The sequence below is a fragment of the Pseudomonas sp. GW821-FHT09C08 genome (assembly GCF_059418125.1).
In genome coordinates, this window is the sequence record NZ_JBWKPG010000007.1 from 208474 (window position 1) to 228791 (window position 20318).

At 62.1% G+C, this 20318-nt stretch carries 16 protein-coding genes; 10 read left to right on the forward strand and 6 right to left on the reverse strand.

Going from position 1 to position 20318, the window contains the following annotated elements:
- Positions 1-42: 42 nt before the first annotated feature.
- The 4 genes from AC07OJ_RS23665 to AC07OJ_RS23680 all read left to right on the forward strand — a co-directional run bounded on the left by AC07OJ_RS23665 (position 43) and on the right by AC07OJ_RS23680 (position 5729).
- Entirely contained in the window at positions 43-1488 is a 1446-nt protein-coding gene (locus AC07OJ_RS23665; RefSeq protein WP_065900678.1) for an aldehyde dehydrogenase family protein, read from the forward strand.
- 182 nt (positions 1489-1670) lie between these two features.
- Positions 1671-3035, forward strand: coding sequence for an MFS transporter (locus tag AC07OJ_RS23670; protein WP_065900680.1), 1365 nt, complete (start codon positions 1671-1673; stop codon positions 3033-3035).
- An 11-nt stretch (positions 3036-3046) separates the two neighbouring features.
- A complete protein-coding gene (gene garD, locus AC07OJ_RS23675) occupies positions 3047-4600 on the forward strand; it encodes a galactarate dehydratase (protein WP_106805154.1) in 1554 nt (517 codons plus the stop codon).
- Between the two features lie 187 nt (positions 4601-4787).
- Positions 4788-5729 (forward strand): AEC family transporter, encoded by a 942-nt coding sequence (locus AC07OJ_RS23680; protein WP_021491890.1) that lies wholly within the window; start codon positions 4788-4790, stop codon positions 5727-5729.
- Positions 5730-5992: 263 nt separating this feature from the next.
- Here AC07OJ_RS23680 and AC07OJ_RS23685 read toward each other — a convergent pair whose 3' ends face one another.
- The 6 genes from AC07OJ_RS23685 to gatC all read right to left on the reverse strand — a co-directional run bounded on the left by AC07OJ_RS23685 (position 5993) and on the right by gatC (position 11205).
- The gene (locus AC07OJ_RS23685; RefSeq protein ID WP_065900684.1) at positions 5993-6376 is read right to left on the reverse strand and encodes a carboxymuconolactone decarboxylase family protein; all 384 of its coding nucleotides are present in this window, start codon (positions 6374-6376) and stop codon (positions 5993-5995) included.
- On the reverse strand, positions 6373-7419 hold the full coding sequence (locus AC07OJ_RS23690) for a calcium/sodium antiporter (protein ID WP_177343924.1): 1047 nt from the start codon (positions 7417-7419) through the stop codon (positions 6373-6375). The genes AC07OJ_RS23685 and AC07OJ_RS23690 overlap by 4 nt, the downstream gene beginning before the upstream one ends.
- Before the next feature lie 58 nt (positions 7420-7477).
- The gene (locus tag AC07OJ_RS23695) at positions 7478-7849 is read right to left on the reverse strand and encodes a septal ring lytic transglycosylase RlpA family protein (RefSeq protein ID WP_213550577.1); all 372 of its coding nucleotides are present in this window, start codon (positions 7847-7849) and stop codon (positions 7478-7480) included.
- A 144-nt stretch (positions 7850-7993) separates the two neighbouring features.
- Positions 7994-9439, reverse strand: coding sequence for an Asp-tRNA(Asn)/Glu-tRNA(Gln) amidotransferase subunit GatB (gene gatB / locus AC07OJ_RS23700; protein WP_106805151.1), 1446 nt, complete (start codon positions 9437-9439; stop codon positions 7994-7996).
- A 10-nt stretch (positions 9440-9449) separates the two neighbouring features.
- Positions 9450-10901: an Asp-tRNA(Asn)/Glu-tRNA(Gln) amidotransferase subunit GatA gene (gatA, locus tag AC07OJ_RS23705; RefSeq protein WP_065900689.1), complete on the reverse strand. Its 1452-nt coding sequence runs from the start codon at positions 10899-10901 to the stop codon at positions 9450-9452.
- A 16-nt stretch (positions 10902-10917) separates the two neighbouring features.
- On the reverse strand, positions 10918-11205 hold the full coding sequence (gatC, locus tag AC07OJ_RS23710; RefSeq protein WP_495095307.1) for an Asp-tRNA(Asn)/Glu-tRNA(Gln) amidotransferase subunit GatC: 288 nt from the start codon (positions 11203-11205) through the stop codon (positions 10918-10920).
- 210 nt (positions 11206-11415) lie between these two features.
- On the opposite strand from gatC, the gene mreB reads away from it, so the two are divergent.
- From mreB to AC07OJ_RS23740, 6 genes are all read left to right on the forward strand, one after another.
- Positions 11416-12453: a rod shape-determining protein MreB gene (gene mreB, locus AC07OJ_RS23715; protein ID WP_002555108.1), complete on the forward strand. Its 1038-nt coding sequence runs from the start codon at positions 11416-11418 to the stop codon at positions 12451-12453.
- A gap of 140 nt (positions 12454-12593) precedes the next feature.
- Entirely contained in the window at positions 12594-13736 is a 1143-nt protein-coding gene (gene mreC / locus AC07OJ_RS23720; protein WP_495095334.1) for a rod shape-determining protein MreC, read from the forward strand.
- Positions 13737-14225 carry a rod shape-determining protein MreD gene (mreD, locus tag AC07OJ_RS23725; protein WP_003171788.1) on the forward strand — a complete coding sequence of 163 codons (489 nt, stop codon included), beginning with the start codon at positions 13737-13739 and terminating at the stop codon, positions 14223-14225.
- 51 nt (positions 14226-14276) lie between these two features.
- Complete coding sequence (locus AC07OJ_RS23730; RefSeq protein ID WP_495095308.1) at positions 14277-14873, forward strand: Maf family protein; 597 nt, start codon at positions 14277-14279, stop codon at positions 14871-14873.
- A gap of 71 nt (positions 14874-14944) precedes the next feature.
- Positions 14945-16402, forward strand: coding sequence for a ribonuclease G (gene rng / locus AC07OJ_RS23735; RefSeq protein WP_010213134.1), 1458 nt, complete (start codon positions 14945-14947; stop codon positions 16400-16402).
- A gap of 76 nt (positions 16403-16478) precedes the next feature.
- Positions 16479-20294, forward strand: coding sequence for a YhdP family protein (locus tag AC07OJ_RS23740; protein WP_495095309.1), 3816 nt, complete (start codon positions 16479-16481; stop codon positions 20292-20294).
- The last annotated feature ends 24 nt before the right edge of the window (positions 20295-20318 follow it).

The following is a 20318-nucleotide window of genomic DNA, read 5'->3' on the forward strand; positions in this document are numbered from 1 at the left end:
GCCGCTGAGTAATCAGCGGCCTTTTGCGTCAGGAGAAGATTTGTGTCCCAAGCTCAGCGTTATGAAAACTACATCAATGGCCAGTGGGTGGCCGGTGCCGACTACTGCGTTAACCTCAACCCGTCGGAGTTGTCTGATGTCATTGGCGAATACGCCAAGGCTGACGTAGCCCAAGTCAATGCTGCCATCGACGCCGCCCGCGCCGCGTTCCCGGCCTGGTCCACTTCCGGGATCCAGGCGCGTCACGACGCGCTGGATAAAGTCGGCAGCGAAATCCTCGCCCGCCGCGAAGAACTCGGCACCTTGCTGGCCCGGGAAGAGGGCAAGACCCTGCCCGAAGCCATTGGCGAAGTGACTCGCGCCGGTAACATTTTCAAATTCTTCGCCGGTGAATGCCTGCGTCTGTCCGGTGACTACGTGCCGTCGGTACGCCCGGGCGTCAATGTCGAAGTCACCCGTGAAGCCCTGGGCGTGGTCGGTCTGATCACCCCGTGGAACTTCCCGATTGCGATCCCCGCCTGGAAAATCGCTCCGGCCCTGGCCTACGGCAACTGTGTGGTGATCAAGCCGGCTGAACTGGTACCGGGCTGCGCCTGGGCCCTGGCCGAAATCATCTCTCGCGCAGGCTTCCCCGCCGGTGTGTTCAACCTGGTGATGGGCAGCGGCCGCGTGGTCGGCGACGTGCTGGTCAACAGCCCGAAAGTCGATGGCATCAGCTTCACCGGTTCAGTCGGCGTAGGTCGCCAGATCGCCGTCAGCTGCGTGTCGCGCCAGGCCAAAGTGCAGTTGGAAATGGGCGGCAAGAACCCGCAGATCATCCTCGACGACGCCGACCTCAAGCAGGCGGTCGAGTTGTCGGTGCAGAGTGCGTTCTACTCCACCGGCCAGCGTTGCACGGCCTCGAGCCGCTTGATCGTGACCGCCGGGATTCACGACCAGTTCGTCGCGGCCATGGCCGAGCGCATGAAGTCGATCAAGGTCGGCCACGCCCTCAAAAGCGGCACCGATATCGGCCCGGTCGTGTCCCAGGCCCAGTTGGACCAGGACCTCAAGTACATCGACATCGGCCAGAGCGAAGGCGCGCGGCTGGTCAGCGGTGGCGGCCTGGTCACTTGTGACACCGAAGGCTACTTCCTGGCGCCGACGCTGTTTGCCGACAGCGAAGCCGCCATGCGCATCAGCCGTGAAGAAATCTTCGGCCCAGTGGCCAACGTGGTGCGCGTGGCGGACTACGAGGCGGCGCTGGCCATGGCCAACGACACCGAGTTCGGCTTGTCGGCGGGCATTGCCACGACGTCGTTGAAGTACGCCAATCACTTCAAGCGCCACTCCCAGGCCGGGATGGTGATGGTCAACCTGCCGACCGCCGGCGTGGATTACCACGTGCCGTTCGGTGGCCGCAAAGGTTCCTCCTATGGTTCGCGCGAGCAGGGTCGCTATGCGCAAGAGTTCTACACCGTGGTGAAAACCAGCTACATCGGTTCGTAATACGCGACACCCGTGGCGCCTGTTTTGTGTGGGAGCTGATTTGCCTGCGATAGCATCACCGGTGTGTGCCTGACACACCGAGGTGCCTGTATCGCGGGCAAGCCCGGCTCCCACATGAAAGCGGTCCCACCGACAAATAGACCATTACCCGCAAAAAAAATAATTAGTGGGAGTACTTCTACATGCAAGCGACCAAGCCGACCCACGTCCGCTATTTGATCCTGCTCATGCTGTTCCTGGTGACCACGATCAACTACGCCGACCGGGCCACCATCGCTATCGCCGGCTCCAGCCTGCAAAAAGACCTCGGCATCGACGCGGTCACCCTCGGTTATATCTTCTCCGCATTCGGTTGGGCCTACGTGGCCGGGCAAATCCCCGGCGGCTGGCTACTGGATCGGTTCGGCTCGAAAAAAGTCTATGCCCTGAGCATCTTCACCTGGTCACTGTTCACCGTGCTGCAAGGCTATGTCGGTGAGTTCGGCGTCTCCACCGCAGTGGTTGCGCTGTTCATGCTGCGCTTCCTGGTGGGCCTGGCCGAAGCGCCGTCCTTTCCCGGCAACGCGCGAATCGTCGCGGCCTGGTTCCCAACCGCCGAGCGCGGCACGGCTTCGGCGATCTTCAACTCGGCGCAATACTTCGCCACGGTGCTGTTCGCGCCGTTGATGGGCTGGATCGTCTACAGCTTCGGCTGGCAGCACGTGTTTATCGTGATGGGCGGGATCGGCATCGTGTTCTCGCTGATCTGGCTCAAAGTTATCCACAGCCCGCGCCAGCACCCGATGATCAACGAGGCCGAGTTCAATCACATCGCCGCCAACGGTGCGATGGTCGATATGGACCAGGACAAGGTCAAGGGTAAGAAAACTGACGGTCCGAAGTGGGATTACATCCGCCAACTGCTGACCAACCGCATGATGCTCGGCGTGTACCTGGGCCAGTACTGCATCAACGGCATCACCTATTTCTTCCTGACCTGGTTCCCGGTGTACCTGGTGCAGGACCGTGGCATGACCATTCTCAAGGCCGGTTTCATTGCCTCGTTGCCGGCGATCTGCGGCTTTATCGGCGGGGTACTGGGCGGGGTGATTTCCGACTACCTGTTGCGCAAGGGCCACTCGCTGACCTTCGCGCGCAAGGCGCCGATCATTGGCGGGTTGCTGGTGTCTTCCAGCATCGTGGCGTGCAACTACGTGGACATCGAATGGATGGTGGTGGGCTTCATGGCCCTGGCCTTCTTCGGCAAAGGCGTTGGCGCACTGGGTTGGGCGGTGGTGTCCGACACTTCGCCGAAACAAATCGCCGGGCTCAGTGGCGGCTTGTTCAACATGTTTGGCAACCTGGCGTCGATCAGCACGCCGATCGTGATCGGCTACATCATCAGCACCACCGGCTCGTTCAAGTGGGCACTGGTGTTTGTGGGCGCCAACGCGCTGCTGGCGGTGTTCAGCTACCTGGTGATCGTGGGTCCGATCAAACGTGTGGTACTCAAGGAGCCGCCAAGCAAAGGGCCTGAGTTGACTAACCTTACCGAAGCGCATTCCTGAGGGGCGATGTAATGCAGTTGATTGAACATGCCGACTCGCCGCGCTCGATTCGTTTGCACGAGCGCGACAATGTGGTGATCGTGGTCAATGACCAGGGCGTACCGGCCGGGACCGAGTTCCCGGACGGCCTGGTGACCGTGGATTTCATCCCCCAGAGCCACAAGGTGACCCTGGAAGATATTCCCGAGGGCGGTCAGATTATTCGCTACGGCCAGACCATCGGGTACGCCCTGGCGCCGATTCCGCGCGGCAGTTGGGTCCAGGAAGATCAACTGCGCATGCCGACCGCGCCGCCGCTGGACAGCCTGCCGCTGTCCACCGATGTGCCCGAAACCCAGGCACCCCTCGAAGGCTTTACCTTCGAGGGCTACCGCAATGCCGACGGCACCGTGGGCACGCGCAATATCCTCGGCATCACCACCACGGTGCAATGCGTGACCGGTGTGCTGGACCATGCGGTCAAGCGCATCAAGGACGAATTGCTGCCCAAGTACCCGCACGTGGATGACGTGGTCGCGCTGACCCACAGCTATGGCTGTGGCGTGGCCATCACCGCGACGGATGCCTACATCCCGATCCGCACGGTGCGCAATCTGGCACGCAACCCAAACCTGGGCGGCGAAGCCCTGGTGATCAGCCTGGGCTGCGAGAAATTGCAGGCCGGGCAGGTGATGCACGACAACGACAGCTCCGTCGACCTGAGTGAGCCGTGGCTGTATCGATTGCAGGATTCCAGCCACGGCTTTACCGAGATGATCGAGCAGATCATGGCGTTGGCCGAAACCCGTTTGAAAAAGCTCGACCAGCGCCGCCGCGAAACCGTGCCGGCATCCGAGTTGATCCTGGGCATGCAGTGCGGCGGCAGTGATGCGTTTTCCGGCATCACCGCCAACCCCGCGCTGGGGTATGCGTCGGACCTGTTGTTGCGGGCCGGGGCAACGGTGATGTTTTCCGAAGTCACCGAAGTGCGCGACGCGATCTACCTGCTCACCTCCCGCGCGCAGACCCGGCAAGTCGCTGAGGAATTGGTCCGGGAAATGGACTGGTACGACCGCTACCTGGCCAAGGGCGAGGCGGATCGCAGCGCCAATACCACGCCGGGTAACAAGAAGGGTGGGTTGTCGAATATTGTCGAGAAGTCCCTGGGGTCTATCGTCAAGTCCGGCAGCAGCGCGATCAACGGCGTGCTGGGTCCGGGCGAACGCTTCAAGAGCAAGGGCCTGATCTTCTGCGCGACACCGGCCAGCGACTTTGTCTGTGGCACCTTGCAACTGGCGGCGGGGATGAACTTGCATGTGTTCACCACCGGACGCGGCACGCCGTATGGGCTGGCGATGGCGCCGGTGGTGAAGGTTTCCACACGTACGGAGCTGGCACAGCGCTGGCCGGACCTCATCGATATCGACGCCGGGCGCATTGCCACCGGGCGCGCGACCATCGAGGAGCTGGGCTGGGAGTTGTTCCATTTCTACCTGGACGTGGCCAGCGGCAAGAAGCAGACGTGGGCCGAGCAGCATAAGCTGCATAACGACATCACCTTGTTCAACCCCGCGCCGATTACCTGAGACTGGCGCGGACCTTGTAGGCGCTGGCTCGCCTGCGATAGCGGTGTATCAGTAACCGATGTAACGCCTGACACACCGCCATCGCAGGCAAGCCGGCTCTCACATTGAGCGAGTGTCAACCAGACGAACCGGTTCGTACTGGCTTATCATTAGCCACCTGACGACGCTCACCAAGGTTCTCCCCGGCATGCTGGCAATTTTCCTCACCACCCTCACCATCACCGCGCCGGTGTTTGCCATGCTGTTTCTGGGGGTGTTGCTCAAGCGCGTCAACTGGATCAACGACAACTTTATCCACACGGCCTCGTCCCTGGTGTTCAACGTCACCATGCCGGCGCTGCTGTTTCTTGGCATCCTGCATGCCGACCTGCACTCGGCGCTCAAGCCGGGCCTGCTGATCTACTTCGCTGTCGCCACGCTGTTGAGCTTTGCCCTCGCCTGGGGCTGGGCGATTTTTCGCTGCCCGCGTGAAGACCGTGGCATCTACACCCAGGGCGCGTTTCGCGGCAATAACGGTGTGATCGGCCTGGCGCTGGCCGCCAGCATGTACGGCGACTACGGTATCTCCCTCGGTGCGATTCTCGCGGCGCTGGTGATCCTGTTCTACAACACCCTGTCGACCATCGTGCTGGCGGTGTACAGCCCGGTGATCAAGTCCGACCCGTGGAGTATCTGCAAGAGTGTGGTGGCCAACCCGCTGATCATCAGCGTGATCGCCGCCACGCCGTTCGCGGTGTTCCAGATTGGCCTGCCGGGTTGGCTGGAGTCGTCGGGCCAGTACCTGGCGGACATGACGCTGCCCCTGGCGCTGATCTGCATCGGTGGCACGCTGTCGCTGGCGGCTCTGCGCAAAAGCGGCAGCATGGCGCTGAGTGCGAGTCTGGTGAAGATGATCGGCTTGCCTGTGGTGGCGACGTTGGGCGCATGGCTGCTGGGCTTTCGCGGGCCGGAGTTGGGGATCTTGTTCCTGTACTTCGGCGCGCCGACCGCAGCGGCCAGCTTTGTCATGGCCCGGGCGGCCGAGGGCAATCATGAACTGGCGGCGGCGATTATCGTGATCACCACGCTGATGGCGGCGGTGACCACCAATATTGGGATTTTCGTGTTGCAGGCGGGGGGTTGGATCTGAAGGTTGCAGGGCTCTTGAGGGCCAATCGCAGGCAAGCCAGCTCCCACAGGAATTGAGGTTTGACTCAGGCACCCGGGCATATGGAGACCAAATGGGGGAGCTGGCTTGCCTGCGAAGGCGGTGGGTCAGGCAACGAATGCATCAGCTGACAGGCGGCCTTCGCGAGCAAGCCCGCTCCCACAGGAATTGAGGTATGGCTCAGGCACGCGGGCATATGGAGATCAAATGTGGGAGCTGGCTTGCCTGCGAAAGCTAGCTCGCCGTCACGGCTGATCGGCCTGATACGCCTCAATCACTTCCTGCGCCGCGCGGAACGCATCAATCGCCGCCGGGACGCCGGCGTACACCGCGCAGTGCAGCAGTGCTTCGCGAATTTCCTCCACGGTACAGCCATTGTTCAGCGCGCCACGCACGTGGCCCTTGAGTTCCTGCGGGCACTTGAGCGCAGTCAGGGCGGCGAGGGTGATCAGGCTGCGGGTTTTCAGCGGCAGGCCTTCGCGGTTCCACACGCTGCCCCAGGCATGCTCGTTGACGAAATCCTGCAGCGGTTGGGTGAACTCGGTGGCGTTGCCCAGGGCACGGTCGACGAACACATCGCCCATCACCTGGCGACGCATCTCAACCCCGGGCTTTTTCTGATCGGTCATTGCGAATCCCTCTTGTGTTGGCGGCGCCAGGCTCGCAGCGTGCTGAACAACAGGAAAGCCACCAGCACTGGCAGGACGTAATACAACATCAGTTGTTCAAGTTTGTTGGCGAGGGGCATGCCGGTGGTGAACGACATCACGTGCAGCCCGTACGCCAGGTACAGGCCCAGCAGCACCAGGCCTTCGGCGCGGGTCACGCGATAACCGGTGTAGAACACCGGCAGGCACAGCACCACTACACCGAGCATCACCGGCAGGTCGAAATCCAGCGCATTGGGCGACACTGACAGCGGCGAGGGCGCGAGTAGGGCGGTGATCCCCAGCACGCCCAGCAGGTTGAACAGGTTGCTGCCGATCACGTTGCCCACGGCAATTTCCCGCTGCCCCCGCAGGGCGGCGATCAGTGAGGTGGCGAGGCAGGGCAGCGAGGTACCGACGCCGATCAACGTGAGGCCGATGATGCGTTCCGAGAGGCCCAGGTCCGCTGCCACATCCACCGCCGCGCCCAGCAGCAAGTGCCCGGCCAGGACCAGCACCAGCAGGCCTGCGAGCATCAGCAGAACGCTGCTGAGCCACGGCGCGCGGGCCACGGTGTCGAGGGTGCGCGGGCGGCGGGAATGGCGCGTCTGGTAGTGCAGCACGCCCAGGTAGGCGACCAGCGCCAACAGCAACCACAAGCCGTCGACGGGTGTCAGTTCTTCATTGGCCGCCAGGGTGAATACCAGCAGCCCGGCGAGGATCATCACCGGGATATCCACGCGTACCAGTTGGCGTGAGACACGCAGGGGAATGATCAGCGCCGACAGGCCCAGGGTCACGAGGATGTTGAAGATACTGCTGCCGATCACGCTGCCCACGGCGATATCGGTGTTGCCGGCCAGGGTGGCCTGCAGGCTGACGGTCATCTGTGGCGCACTGCTGCCAAAGGCGACGATGCTCAAGCCGATGATCAGCGGCCGCACTTTCAAGCTCGCGGCCAGGCGCACGGCGGCGCGCACCAGGACCTCGGCGCCAACGATCAGCAGCAGCAGGCCGCTGACCAGTTCGAGCAGGCTCCAGGGCGAGAGGGCGGTCAATCCGAAAATGGCCACGGCGGCGCCTTCAGTTGCCCAAGGCTTGCACGCGCACGCGCGCAGTGCCACTGCCGAGCATGCCCAGTTGTTCGGCAGCCTTGCGTGAAAGGTCGATCAAGCGCCCACGCGTATGCGGGCCGCGATCGTTGATGCGGACCACGACGGATTTGTCGTTGTCCAGATTAGTGACCTTGACCTGGGTGCCGAAGGGCAGTTGCCGATGGGCCGCGGTCAGGGCGTTCTGGTTGAAGGGTTCACCGCTGGCGGTCTTGTTGCCATGGTGTTTGGCGCCGTAATAGGAGGCGGTGCCGGTTTCGTCGTAGCCGTTGGGGTTGATGATGCCGCTGGCGCAACCGGCCAGTAGGGAGAACAGGGCCAGCAGGCCGAGTAGACGCTTCATGCAAGGAGTCCCATTACAAATGTTGGAGTTGGCTTGCGTGGGAGCTGGCTTGCCGGCGATGGCTTCACCTCGGTGTAACTGATGCTCCGAGGCGCCGGCATCGCGGGCGAGCCCGGCTCCCACAGAAGCCGGGTCCTACACGTGTCAGCCTTCGAGCTTGCTCTTCAGCAATTCGTTCACCTGTTGCGGGTTGGCCTTGCCCTTGGAGGCTTTCATGGCCTGGCCGACAAAGAAGCCGAACATCTTGCCGCGCTTGGCTTCGTCTGCCGCACGGTACTGCTCGACCTGCTCGGCGTTGGCCGCCAGCATTTCATCCAGCACGGCCGAGATCGCGCCGCTGTCGGTGACTTGCTTGAGGCCACGCTTCTCGATGATTTCGTCGGCGCTGCCTTCACCGCTGGCCATCGCTTCGAACACGGTCTTGGCGATTTTGCCGGAGATGGTGTTGTCCTTGATGCGCAGCAGCATGCCGCCCAATTGCTCGGCGGACACCGGCGCTTCGTCGATTTCCAGGCCTTGCTTGTTCAGCAGGCTGCCCAGCTCAACCATCACCCAGTTGGCCGCCAACTTGGCGTCACCGGCGATGCTCACGACTTTCTCGAAGTAGTTGGCTTGTTCACGGCTGGAAGCCAGGACGCTGGCATCGTAGACCGACAGGCCGAACTGCTCCTGGAAGCGCTCGCGTTTCTGCTGTGGCAATTCCGGCAACGTGGCGCGGATGTCGTTGAGGAACGAGTCTTCAAGGACGACCGGCAACAGGTCCGGATCGGGGAAGTAGCGATAGTCGTTGGCTTCCTCCTTGCTGCGCATGGCGCGGGTTTCGTCTTTGTTCGGGTCGTACAGGCGGGTCTGCTGGATGACCTTGCCGCCGTCTTCGATCAGCTCGATCTGGCGACGCACTTCGCTGTTGATCGCCTTCTCGATGAAACGGAACGAGTTGACGTTTTTGATCTCGCAACGGGTGCCGAACTCGACCTGGCCCTTGGGCCGGATCGACACGTTGCAGTCACAGCGCAGCGAACCTTCGGCCATGTTGCCGTCGCAGATGCCCAGGTAGCGCACCAGCGCGTGGATGGTCTTGACGTAGGCCACGGCTTCCTTGGCGCTGCGCATGTCCGGCTCGGACACGATCTCCAGCAACGGCGTGCCGGCGCGGTTCAGGTCGATACCGGTGGCGCCCGGGAATTCTTCGTGCAGGCTCTTGCCGGCGTCTTCTTCCAGGTGCGCGCGGGTTACGCCGACACGCTTGATGGTGCCGTCTTCCAGCGGGATGTCCAGGTGGCCCTTGCCGACGATCGGCAACTCCATCTGGCTGATCTGGTAGCCCTTGGGCAGGTCCGGGTAGAAGTAGTTCTTGCGCGCGAACACGTTGTGCTGGCCGATCTCGGCGTCGATCGCCAGGCCGAACATCACCGCCATGCGCACCGCTTCCTGGTTCAGCACCGGCAGGACACCGGGCATGCCCAGGTCGACCAGGCTGGCCTGGGTATTGGGCTCGGAGCCGAACGTGGTGGCGCTACCGGAGAAAATCTTCGATTGGGTGGCGAGCTGGGTATGAATCTCCAGCCCGATCACAACTTCCCATTGCATAGTGTTCTCCTCAGAAGCCGGTAGGGGTGCGGGTGTGCCAGTCGGTGTGCAACTGGTACTGGTGCGCCACATTGAGCAGGCGGCCTTCCTGGAAATACGGGGCGAGCAGTTGCACGCCGACCGGCAGGCCATCGACGAAACCGGCGGGCATGGACAAGCCCGGCAGGCCCGCGAGGTTTGCGGTGATGGTGTACAGGTCTTCCAGGTATTCGGCGATCGGGTCGCCGGTCTTGGCGCCGATCTTCCAGGCCGGGTTGGGCGTGGTTGGGCCGAGGATGACGTCGACTTCTTCAAAGGCCGCCATGAAGTCGTTCTTGATCAGGCGACGGATTTTTTGCGCCTTGAGGTAGTACGCGTCGTAGTAACCGGCCGACAGCGCGTAGGCACCGACCATGATCCGGCGTTGTACTTCGACACCGAAGCCTTCGCCGCGCGAGCGTTTGTACAGGTCGGTAAGGTCTTTCGGGTTTTCGCAGCGATAGCCAAAACGCACGCCGTCGAAGCGCGACAGGTTGGAGGAGGCTTCAGCGGGCGCGATCACGTAGTACGCAGGAATCGCGTGCTGGTTGTTCGGCAGGCTGATTTCCTTGATCACGGCGCCGAGCTTTTCCAGCTCCTTGACGCTGTTGTGCACCAACTCGGCGATACGCGGGTCGAGGCCTGCGCTGAAGTATTCCTTCGGTACGCCGATGCGCAGGCCCTTGAGCGAGGTATTGAGGCTGGCGCTGTAGTCCGGCACCGGCTCATCGATGCTGGTGGAGTCCTGTTTATCGAAGCCTGCCATGCCTTGTAACAAAATCGCGCAGTCTTCAGCGGTGCGAGCCAGGGGGCCGCCCTGATCGAGGCTGGATGCGTAGGCGATCATGCCCCAGCGGGAAACACGACCGTAGGTCGGTTTCAGGCCGGTGAGGTTGGTGAAGGCCGCCGGCTGGCGGATCGAGCCGCCGGTATCGGTGGCGGTGGCAGCCGGCAGGAAGCGAGCCGCCACGGCCGCAGCCGAACCACCGGACGAACCGCCGGGCACGTGCTCCAGGTTCCACGGGTTTTTCACCGCGCCGTAGTAGCTCGACTCGTTGGCCGAGCCCATGGCGAATTCGTCCATGTTGGTCTTGCCCAGGGTCACGGCCCCGGCGGCAGCCAGCTTGGACACCACGGTGGCGTCGTAGGGCGCCTTGAAGTTGTCGAGCATCTTCGAGCCGCAGCTGGTGCGAATGCCCTGGGTGCAGAACAAGTCCTTGTGGGCGATCGGCGCGCCCAGCAGGGCACCGTTCTCACCGTTGGCGCGACGTGCGTCGGCGGCCTTGGCCTGGCTCAGGGCCAGTTCCTCGGTGAGGCTGATGAAGCTGTTGACCTTTGGATCGTGCTCGGCGATGCGCGCCAGCAGGGTCTTGGTCAGCTCTTCGGAAGAAAACTTTTTATCGGCGAGACCGCGGGCGATCTCGGCCAGAGTCATGTGATGCATTGCAGGCTCTTTCCCTTTAGTCGATGACTTTCGGAACCAGGTACAGGCCGTTTTCGACCGCTGGCGCGATGGACTGGTAGGCCTCGCGATTATTACTCTCGGTCACGACGTCTGCGCGCAGGCGCTGGCTGGCTTCCAGCGGGTGAGCCAGGGGCTCGATGCCGTTGGTGTCCACGGCCTGCATTTGGTCAACCAGCCCGAGAATGCTGTTCAGGGCTGCGGTGGTCTGTGGAAGATCGGCTTCATTCAGGCCAAGCGAGGCCAGATGAGCGATTTTTTCCACGTCGGAGCGTTCAAGCGCCATGGGAATCTCCAGTGGAAAACAGAACGGAGGCTGTCCGTGTGTTAGATTGTCGGAACACTACCGCATTTCTACGGTCTTACGGCCGCGATTGTGGGGGTTGGTGCACAGAAAGTCGGCCAATTTAGCACATTGGCGCCTTGCCCAAAATCCCTGTCGTTGTTAGAGTTTGCCGCACTTTTTTACCCACGCGTTGCCTAGGGTCCCTTTCCCATGTTCAAGAAACTGCGTGGCATGTTTTCCAGCGATCTTTCCATTGACCTGGGCACTGCCAACACCCTTATTTACGTGCGCGAGCGCGGTATCGTCCTGAATGAGCCATCGGTTGTGGCCATTCGGACCCATGGTAATCAGAAAAGTGTCGTTGCCGTTGGCACCGAGGCCAAGCGCATGCTCGGCCGTACACCAGGCAATATTGCTGCCATTCGTCCGATGAAAGACGGCGTGATCGCCGACTTCAGTGTCTGCGAGAAGATGCTGCAGTACTTCATCAACAAGGTTCACGAAAACAGTTTCCTGCAGCCCAGCCCTCGTGTGCTGATCTGCGTTCCATGCAAGTCCACCCAGGTGGAGCGTCGTGCCATCCGTGAATCGGCGCTCGGTGCCGGTGCCCGCGAAGTGTTCCTGATCGAAGAGCCAATGGCCGCTGCGATCGGTGCCGGCCTGCCGGTTGAAGAAGCCCGCGGTTCGATGGTGGTGGATATCGGTGGCGGTACCACTGAAATCGCCCTGATCTCCCTGAACGGTGTGGTGTATGCCGAATCCGTGCGGGTTGGCGGCGACCGCTTCGACGAAGCGATCATCACCTACGTGCGTCGCAACTACGGCAGCCTGATCGGCGAATCCACCGCCGAGCGCATCAAGCAGGAAATCGGTACCGCTTACCCGGGCGGCGAAGTTCGCGAAGTCGATGTTCGCGGTCGCAACCTGGCCGAAGGCGTTCCACGTGCCTTCACCCTGAACTCCAATGAAGTGCTGGAAGCTCTGCAAGAGTCCCTGGCCACCATCGTTCAGGCTGTGAAGAGCGCCCTGGAGCAATCGCCGCCGGAACTGGCTTCCGACATCGCCGAGCGTGGCCTGGTGCTGACCGGTGGTGGCGCCTTGCTGCGCGACCTCGACAAGCTGCTGGCCCAGGAAACCGGCCTGCCGGTGATCGTTGCCGAAGACCCGCTGACCTGCGTCGCCCGTGGCGGTGGCCGTGCACTGGAAATGATGGATAAACACACCATGGACCTGCTCTCCAGCGAATAAGAGTTTGCTGGTTTGCCCATGTTTCGCCCGCAGGCAGCACTTTGCAGTGCTGCCTGTTGGCGTTTATCTTCTTCAATCTGCATCCAGGCCGGTTAGATGCCGTATGAATAAAGAGAACATTTGCCTGGGAGGAGCGGCTTATTAAACCGCTTTTCGCCAAAGGCCCCTCATTGGGCGTGCGCCTGCTGGTGCTGGTCGTGCTTTCGGTCGCGCTGATGGTGGTCGATGCCCGCTTTGCACTGCTCAAGCCTGTGCGTAGTCAGATGTCGCTGGTGTTGATGCAGACATACTGGATCACCGACCTGCCGCAACGTCTGTATCAGGGCGTGGCCAGCCAATTTGGCAGCCGCACCGAGCTGGTCGCCGAGAACGAAAAACTCAAGACTGAAAACCTGCTGTTGCAGGGGCGCATGCAAAAGCTCGCGGCCCTCACCGAGCAGAACGTTCGGCTGCGCGAGTTGCTCAATTCTTCCGCACTGGTCAACGAAAAGGTCGAAGTGGCCGAGTTGATTGGCATGGACCCCAACCCCTTTACCCACCGCATTATCATCAACAAGGGTGAGCGCGATGGCGTGGTGCTCGGTCAGCCGGTGCTCGATGCGCGTGGCCTGATGGGGCAGGTGGTCGAGTTGATGCCCTACACCTCGCGGGTGCTGTTGCTGACGGACACAACCCACAGCATTCCCGTGCAGGTCAACCGTAACGGCCTGCGCGCGATTGCCAGCGGTACCGGCAACCCGGAACGCCTTGAATTGCGCCATGTCGCCGATACGGCCGACATCAAGGAAGGCGACCTGCTGGTCAGTTCCGGCCTGGGCCAGCGCTTCCCGGCGGGTTACCCGGTGGCGACGGTCAAGGAAGTGATCCACGATTCCGGCCAGCCCTTCGCCATTGTGCGCGCGGTGCCGACTGCCGCCTTGAACCGCAGCCGCTACCTGCTGCTGGTGTTCAGCGACAACCGTACCCCGGAAGAGCGCGCCAACGAAGCTGCCCAGGCCCAGGAAGCGGAAGACAAGAAGAATGGCACCACGCCCATCATTCCTGCGACCGTGCCCAAGCCTGCCGCTGCTGCACCGGTTACGCCCGCGGTGGCCCCGGCTGCAGCGCCTGTGGCGACCGCCGTGAAGCCCGCGACGCACACCGCGCACCCGGTTAAACCGGCGGCGACCAAACCCCCTGCGTCAGCGCCAGCTGCTGCACCGGCGACCAAGCCGCCCGTGACGGCACCGGCCGCCCGCCCAGCGACCACCGCTCCGGCGACCACACGGCAGAGGGAGGAATAAATGGCCGGTACTCATTCGCGCAATGGCTGGATCGTCTGGCTGACGTTCGCCATCGGCTTGTTGCTCAGTGTTTCGCCACTGCCGCAATTCATGGAAATCCTGCGTCCGCTCTGGCTGGCGTTGTTGCTGGCTTTCTGGTCGCTGAACCTGCCGCACAAAGTCGGCATGGTCACGGCCATGTTTCTGGGCTTGGCGGAAGATGTGCTGTATGGCACCTTGCTGGGCCAGAACGCATTGATCCTGACGCTGATCACTTTCCTGGTGCTGTCGTTGCAGCAACGCCTGCGCATGTTTCCCATGTGGCAGCAATGCCTGGTGATCCTGGTGATCTTCGGTCTGGCGCAGCTGGTGCAACTCTGGCTGAGCGCCCTGACCGGCAATCGCCAGCCAACCCTGGCACTGGTGCTGCCGGCCCTGGTCAGCGCCTTGTTGTGGCCGTGGATCAGTTTCGGCCTGCGTGGGTTACGTCGTCGCTATAAAATCAATTGAATGGATTGCGAGGCTCTGCCTGGTTATCGAACTCTACAGGGAGAGTCTGCAATGAATTCGCTTTACCTGGCCTCGGGCTCCCCGCGGCGGCGTGAACTGCTGACCCAGATCGGTGTGCCTTTCACCGTGGTCAGCGCCGCCATTGATGAAACCCCTCTTACCAACGAAACCGCCGTTGCCTACGTCGAGCGTCTTGCTCGCGGCAAGGCAGCGGCGGGTTTTGCTGCGCTTGAACACACCACCGGCGCTTGTGTGCTGGGCGCCGACACCGCCGTGATTGTGGACGGCAAGATCCTCGGCAAGCCGGTAGACCAGGCCGACGCGCTGGCGATGCTGATGGCCCTGGCGGGGCGTGAGCATGAAGTGCTGACCGCCATTGCCCTGACTGACGGCCAGCGCTGCGAAACCCACTGTGTAAGCAGTCGCGTACGGTTTCGCGGGATTTCTGTCGAAGAGGCTACAACCTACTGGCACAGTGGCGAACCCCAGGACAAAGCGGGCGGCTATGCTATCCAGGGCCTGGGTTCGGTGTTCGTTGCCGGTCTCAATGGCAGTTATTCCGCCGTGGTGGGCCTGCCGGTGTGCGAAACCGCGCAACTGCTCGCCGAATTCGGCATACCCTGTTGGCAACACCTTACCGCGCGCTGAACGCCTTTAATTGCGCGCCCAGCCTTAAGCGATCGGTCACTATTGTGAAAATGCCTGAACGAGACCCAGCCATGAGTGAAGAGATTCTGATCAATATCACGCCGATGGAATCGCGCGTGGCGGTGGTAGAGAACGGTGTTCTGCAAGAAGTGCACGTCGAGCGCACCCAGAAGCGCGGGATCGTCGGCAATATCTACAAAGGCAAGGTGGTGCGAGTACTGCCGGGGATGCAGGCCGCATTCGTCGACATCGGCCTGGACCGTGCTGCGTTTATCCACGCCTCGGAAATTTCCCTGCGCGAGGGCCCGGCAGTCGAAAGCATCAGCGCCCTGGTGCACGAAGGGCAGAGCCTGGTGGTGCAAGTCACCAAGGACCCCATCGGCTCCAAGGGCGCACGGCTGACAACCCAGCTGTCGATCCCGTCGCGCTACCTGGTGTACATGCCGCGTACCGCGCATGTCGGCATTTCCCTGAAGATCGAAGACGAAGCCGAGCGCGAGCGCCTGAAAAAGGTGGTCAGCGACTGTGTGGCGGCCGAAGGTATCAAGGAAGCCGGCGGTTTTATCCTGCGCACGGCTGCCGAAGGCGCCGGTGCCGATGAAATCCTCATGGATATCCGCTACCTGCGGCGCCTGTGGGACCAGATCGGCGCGCAGATCAAGACCATCGGTGCGCCGAGCGTTATCTACGAAGACCTCGGTCTGGCCCTGCGGACCTTGCGCGACCTGGTCAGCCCGAAGATCGAGAAAATTCGCATCGACTCGCGGGAAACCTTCCAGCGAACCACGCAATTTGTTGCCGAATTGATGCCGGAAATTGCCGACCGCCTGGAGCATTACCCGGGCGAGCGGCCGATCTTCGACCTGTATGGCGTCGAAGACGAAATCCAGAAAGCCCTGGAGCGCAAGGTCCCGCTCAAGTCGGGCGGCTACCTGGTGGTGGACCCGGCGGAAGCCATGACCACCATCGACGTCAACACCGGGGCGTTTGTCGGTCACCGCAACCTCGAAGAAACCATCTTCAAGACCAACCTCGAAGCGGCCACCGCGATTGCCCGTCAACTGCGCCTGCGCAACCTGGGCGGCATCATCATCATCGACTTCATCGACATGGAGGACGAAGAGCACCAGCGCCAGGTGTTGCGCACCCTGGAGAAACAGCTGGAACGCGATCACGCCAAGACCAACATCATCGGCATTACCGAGCTGGGCCTGGTGCAGATGACCCGCAAACGCACGCGCGAAAGCCTGGAGCAAGTGCTGTGCGAGCCTTGCAGCAGTTGCCAGGGGCGCGGCAAGTTAAAGACCCCGGAAACGGTTTGCTACGAGATTTTCCGCGAAATCCTACGGGAGGCGCGTGCCTACCAGGCCGAAGGCTATAGAGTGCTCGCCAACCAGAAAGTGGTCGACCGGTTGCTCGACGAGGAGTCCGGCAACGTGGCAGAACTGGAAGGTTTTATCGGGCGCACGATCCGCTTCCAGGTTGAAACCATGTATTCCCAGGAACAATACGACGTGGTGCTGCTCTGATCCCCAATCGTTTTCTTTTTACGAGACCTGCAGACCTTGATCTGCTGTCCGTCTACTGCCTTGAGGGTCGCCTGACATGGAGCGTCTGATACGCTTTTTTGCCGCTTTGACCCGTTGGGGCCTGGGCCTGTGCGCTTTGCTGCTGGTGTTGGCGGCGGTGTACGTGAGCCTGGGTCGTGAATTGACCCCGTTGGTGGCTGAATACCGCGCAGAAATTGAAGCCAAGGCCCAGGCCGCGGTGGACATGCCGCTGCAGATCGGCAGCCTCGAAGGGCGTTGGAGCGGTTTTGCGCCGGTGCTGCTGGCCCATGACGTGATGGTCGGCGAGGGCAGCAGTGCCTTGCGCCTGGACCAGGTCGAAGTGGTGCCGGACCTCTGGGCCAGCCTGATGGCGCGCGAAGTGCGCATTGCCCATCTGGAAGTCAGTGGCCTGCAATTGAGCGTCAAGGAAGACAAGGACGGCCATTGGGCCTTGCAAGGCTTGCCGGTGCAGGATGACCAGCCATTGGACCCGGAGCAGGTGCTCACGCGCATGCAAAGGGTCAAGCGCGTGTCTTTGCTCGACAGCCAGGTCACGTTGCAGCCGTACGGCCAGGCACCGCTGACCCTGACGTACGTAGGTCTGAGCCTGCACACGGGTGCCACACGCCAGCGCCTGGATGCCCGCCTGACACTGCCCGACGGCCAGCCGCTGGCCCTGAGCCTGCGCAGTCGCATTCGCGCGAGCCAGTGGAAAGACGGTGCCGTCGATGCCTACCTGAGCCTGCCACAAAGCGACTGGGCCAAGTGGATTCCGGCCCGGCTGACCCAGCAGTGGAAACTCACCCAATTCAAGGCCGGCGGCGAATTCTGGTTGAGCTGGGGCCAGCGCACCGTGCAGAGCGCGGTGGTGCGCCTTAACTCGCCACAGGTGAAGGGCAGCTACGCCGACCGCAAGCCCGTGCATATCGAAAACCTCGCGTTGACAGCGTACGTGCAACGCAGCGAGAGCGGTCTCAAGGTGTTGTTCGACTCGCTGGCCATGAACCTGGGGGACACCCGCTGGGAGTCGCGCCTGCAGCTGCAGCAAAGCCTGCCCACCGACACGGCGCAGGAGGTCTGGAAGCTGCAGGCTGACCGCCTGGACCTCACGCCGATCACCCCACTGTTGAATGCCCTGGCGCCGCTGCCCGAAGGCTTCGCCAAGACTATCGAACACCTCAAGGCCACCGGCTTGCTGCGTAATGTGCTGGTGGATTTCCGTCCCCAGGACAGCACCGACCAGAAGGTCAGCTTCGCCGCCAATCTCGAACGTGTGGGTTTTGATGCGTACTTCGGCGCGCCGGCTGCGCGCAACGTGTCCGGCAGCATCAGCGGTGACTTGGGCCATGGCGAGCTGCGCATGGACAGCAAGGACTTTTCCCTGCACCTCGACCCGATTTTCGCCAAGCCCTGGCAATACCTCCAGGCCAATGCACGCCTGACTTGGAAACTCGACAAGCAGGGTTTCACCCTGATCGCCCCGTATATCAAGGTGCTGGGTGAGGAGGGCAAGATCGCGGCGGATTTCCTGATTCGCCTGCATTTCGACCATACCCAGGAAGACTACATGGACCTGCGGGTCGGCATGGTCGACGGCGATGGGCGTTTCACCCCCAAGTATTTGCCCGCGGTGCTGAGCCCGGCCCTGGACGAATGGCTGCGCACGGCGATTCTCAAGGGCGCGGTCGACCAGGGTTTCTTCCAGTACCAGGGTTCGCTGAACCACGACGCATTGCCGGCTTCACGCAACATCAGCCTGTTCTTCAAGGTGCACGACGCCGAGCTGGCGTTCCAGCCTGGCTGGCCGCATGTGAGCAAGGTCAAGGGCGAAGTGTTCGTCGAAGAGAGCGGGGTGCGCATCCTGGCCAGCAAGGGCCAACTGCTCGACACCAAGGTCAAGGACGTCTACGTCAATATTCCGCACGCGCCTGAGGGCAAGGACAGCCACCTGTTGCTCACCGGCGAATTTGCCGGCGGGCTTGGCGATGGCCTGAAGATCCTGCAGGAAGCTCCGATCGGTACGGCATCGACCTTTGCCGGCTGGAAAGGCGAGGGCGACCTGAAAGGCAAGCTCGACCTGGATATTCCATTGGCCAAGGGCACCGAGCCCAAGATCGTGGTGGATTTCCAGACCGACAAGGCGCGCCTGCAATTGGCTGAGCCGACCCTGGACCTGACCCAGCTCAAGGGCGATTTCCGTTTTGACAGTGCCAAGGGCCTGAGCGGCCAGAACATCACGGCGCAGGCGTTCGACCGGCCGATCACCGCGCAGATTTTCGCCGATGGCAAGCCGGGTAGTATCAGCACCCGTGTGACGGCCAAGGGGCAGGTCACGGTCAAGCGGCTGACCGATTGGCTGAAAATCAGCCAGCCATTGCCGGTATCCGGGGATATCCCGTACCAGCTGCAGGTCAACCTGGACGGCGCCGACAGCCAGTTGATGGTCAGTTCCAACCTCAAGGGCGTGGTGGTGGACCTGCCGGCCCCGTTCGGCATGCCGGCCAGCCAGGGCCGCGACAGCACGTTCCGCATGACCTTGCAGGGTGCCGAGCGGCGCTACTGGTTTGACTATGGCGAGTTGGCGAACTTTACCTTTGCCGCGCCGCCGGAAAAATTCAATGACGGGCGCGGCGAGTTGTTCCTCGGCGATGGCGATGCGGTGCTGCCCGCAGGCAAGGGCCTGCGGATTCGCGGTGTGCTCTCCGAGTTGGATATCGACCCGTGGAAAAAACTGGTCGACCGCTATGCGGGCAAGGACCCGGGCGGCAGCGCCAAGCAATTGCTCAGCGGCGCAGACTTCAAGGTGGGCAAACTGACCGGCTTTGGCACCCAGTTTGATCAGGTCATCCTGCAACTGGACCGCAAGCCTGCCGCTTGGGGCCTGCAGCTCGACAGCCAGCAAGCCAAAGGCACGGTGAACCTGCCGGACGCCAAGGGCGCTCCGATTGCGGTCAACCTGCAATACGTGAAACTGCCGGCGGTGGACCCGACGGTGCAGGCCGACGAGAACGCCCCGGACCCATTGGCCGACGTCGACCCCAAGGACATTCCGGCCCTGGATATCGCGATTGATCAACTGTTCCAAGGGCCCGACCTTGTCGGGGCGTGGTCACTGAAAATTCGTCCGACCGCCAAGGGCCTGGCCTTCAACAACCTGGACCTGGGGCTCAAGGGCATGCAGCTCAAGGGCGCCGGTGGCTGGGAAGGTGCGCCGGGAGCCAGCGGCAGCTGGTACAAGGGCCGCCTGGATGGCAAGAACATCGGTGATGTGCTCAAGGGCTGGGGCTACGCGCCGACGGTCACCAGCAAGGACTTTCACCTGGATGTGGACGGTCGCTGGCCCGGTTCGCCGGCTTATGTCGGGCCGAAGCGTTTCTCCGGCAGCCTGGACGCGGCTTTCCGCACCGGCCAGTTCGTTGAAGTGGAAGGCGGCGCCCAGGCGCTGCGGGTGTTCGGCCTGCTTAACTTCAACTCCATCGGCCGCCGTTTGCGCCTGGACTTCTCCGACCTGCTCGGCAAAGGCCTGAGCTATGACCGGGTCAAAGGCTTGTTGGCCGCCAGCAATGGCGTGTTCGTGACCCGTGAGCCCATCACCATGACCGGGCCGTCGACCAACCTGGAGCTCAACGGCACCCTGGACCTGGTGGCCGATCGGGTCGACGCCAAGTTGCTGGTGACCCTGCCCGTCACCAATAACCTGCCGATTGCTGCGCTGATCGTGGGGGCGCCGGCCATTGGCGGCGCGTTGTTCCTGATCGACAAGCTGATCGGCGACCGTGTGGCGCGCTTTGCCAGCGTTCAATACAAGGTGGAAGGCCCGTGGAAGGATCCAAAAATCACCTTCGACAAGCCATTTGAAAAACCAAACTGAGAGCCTGTGGAGTAGCATGGCCGC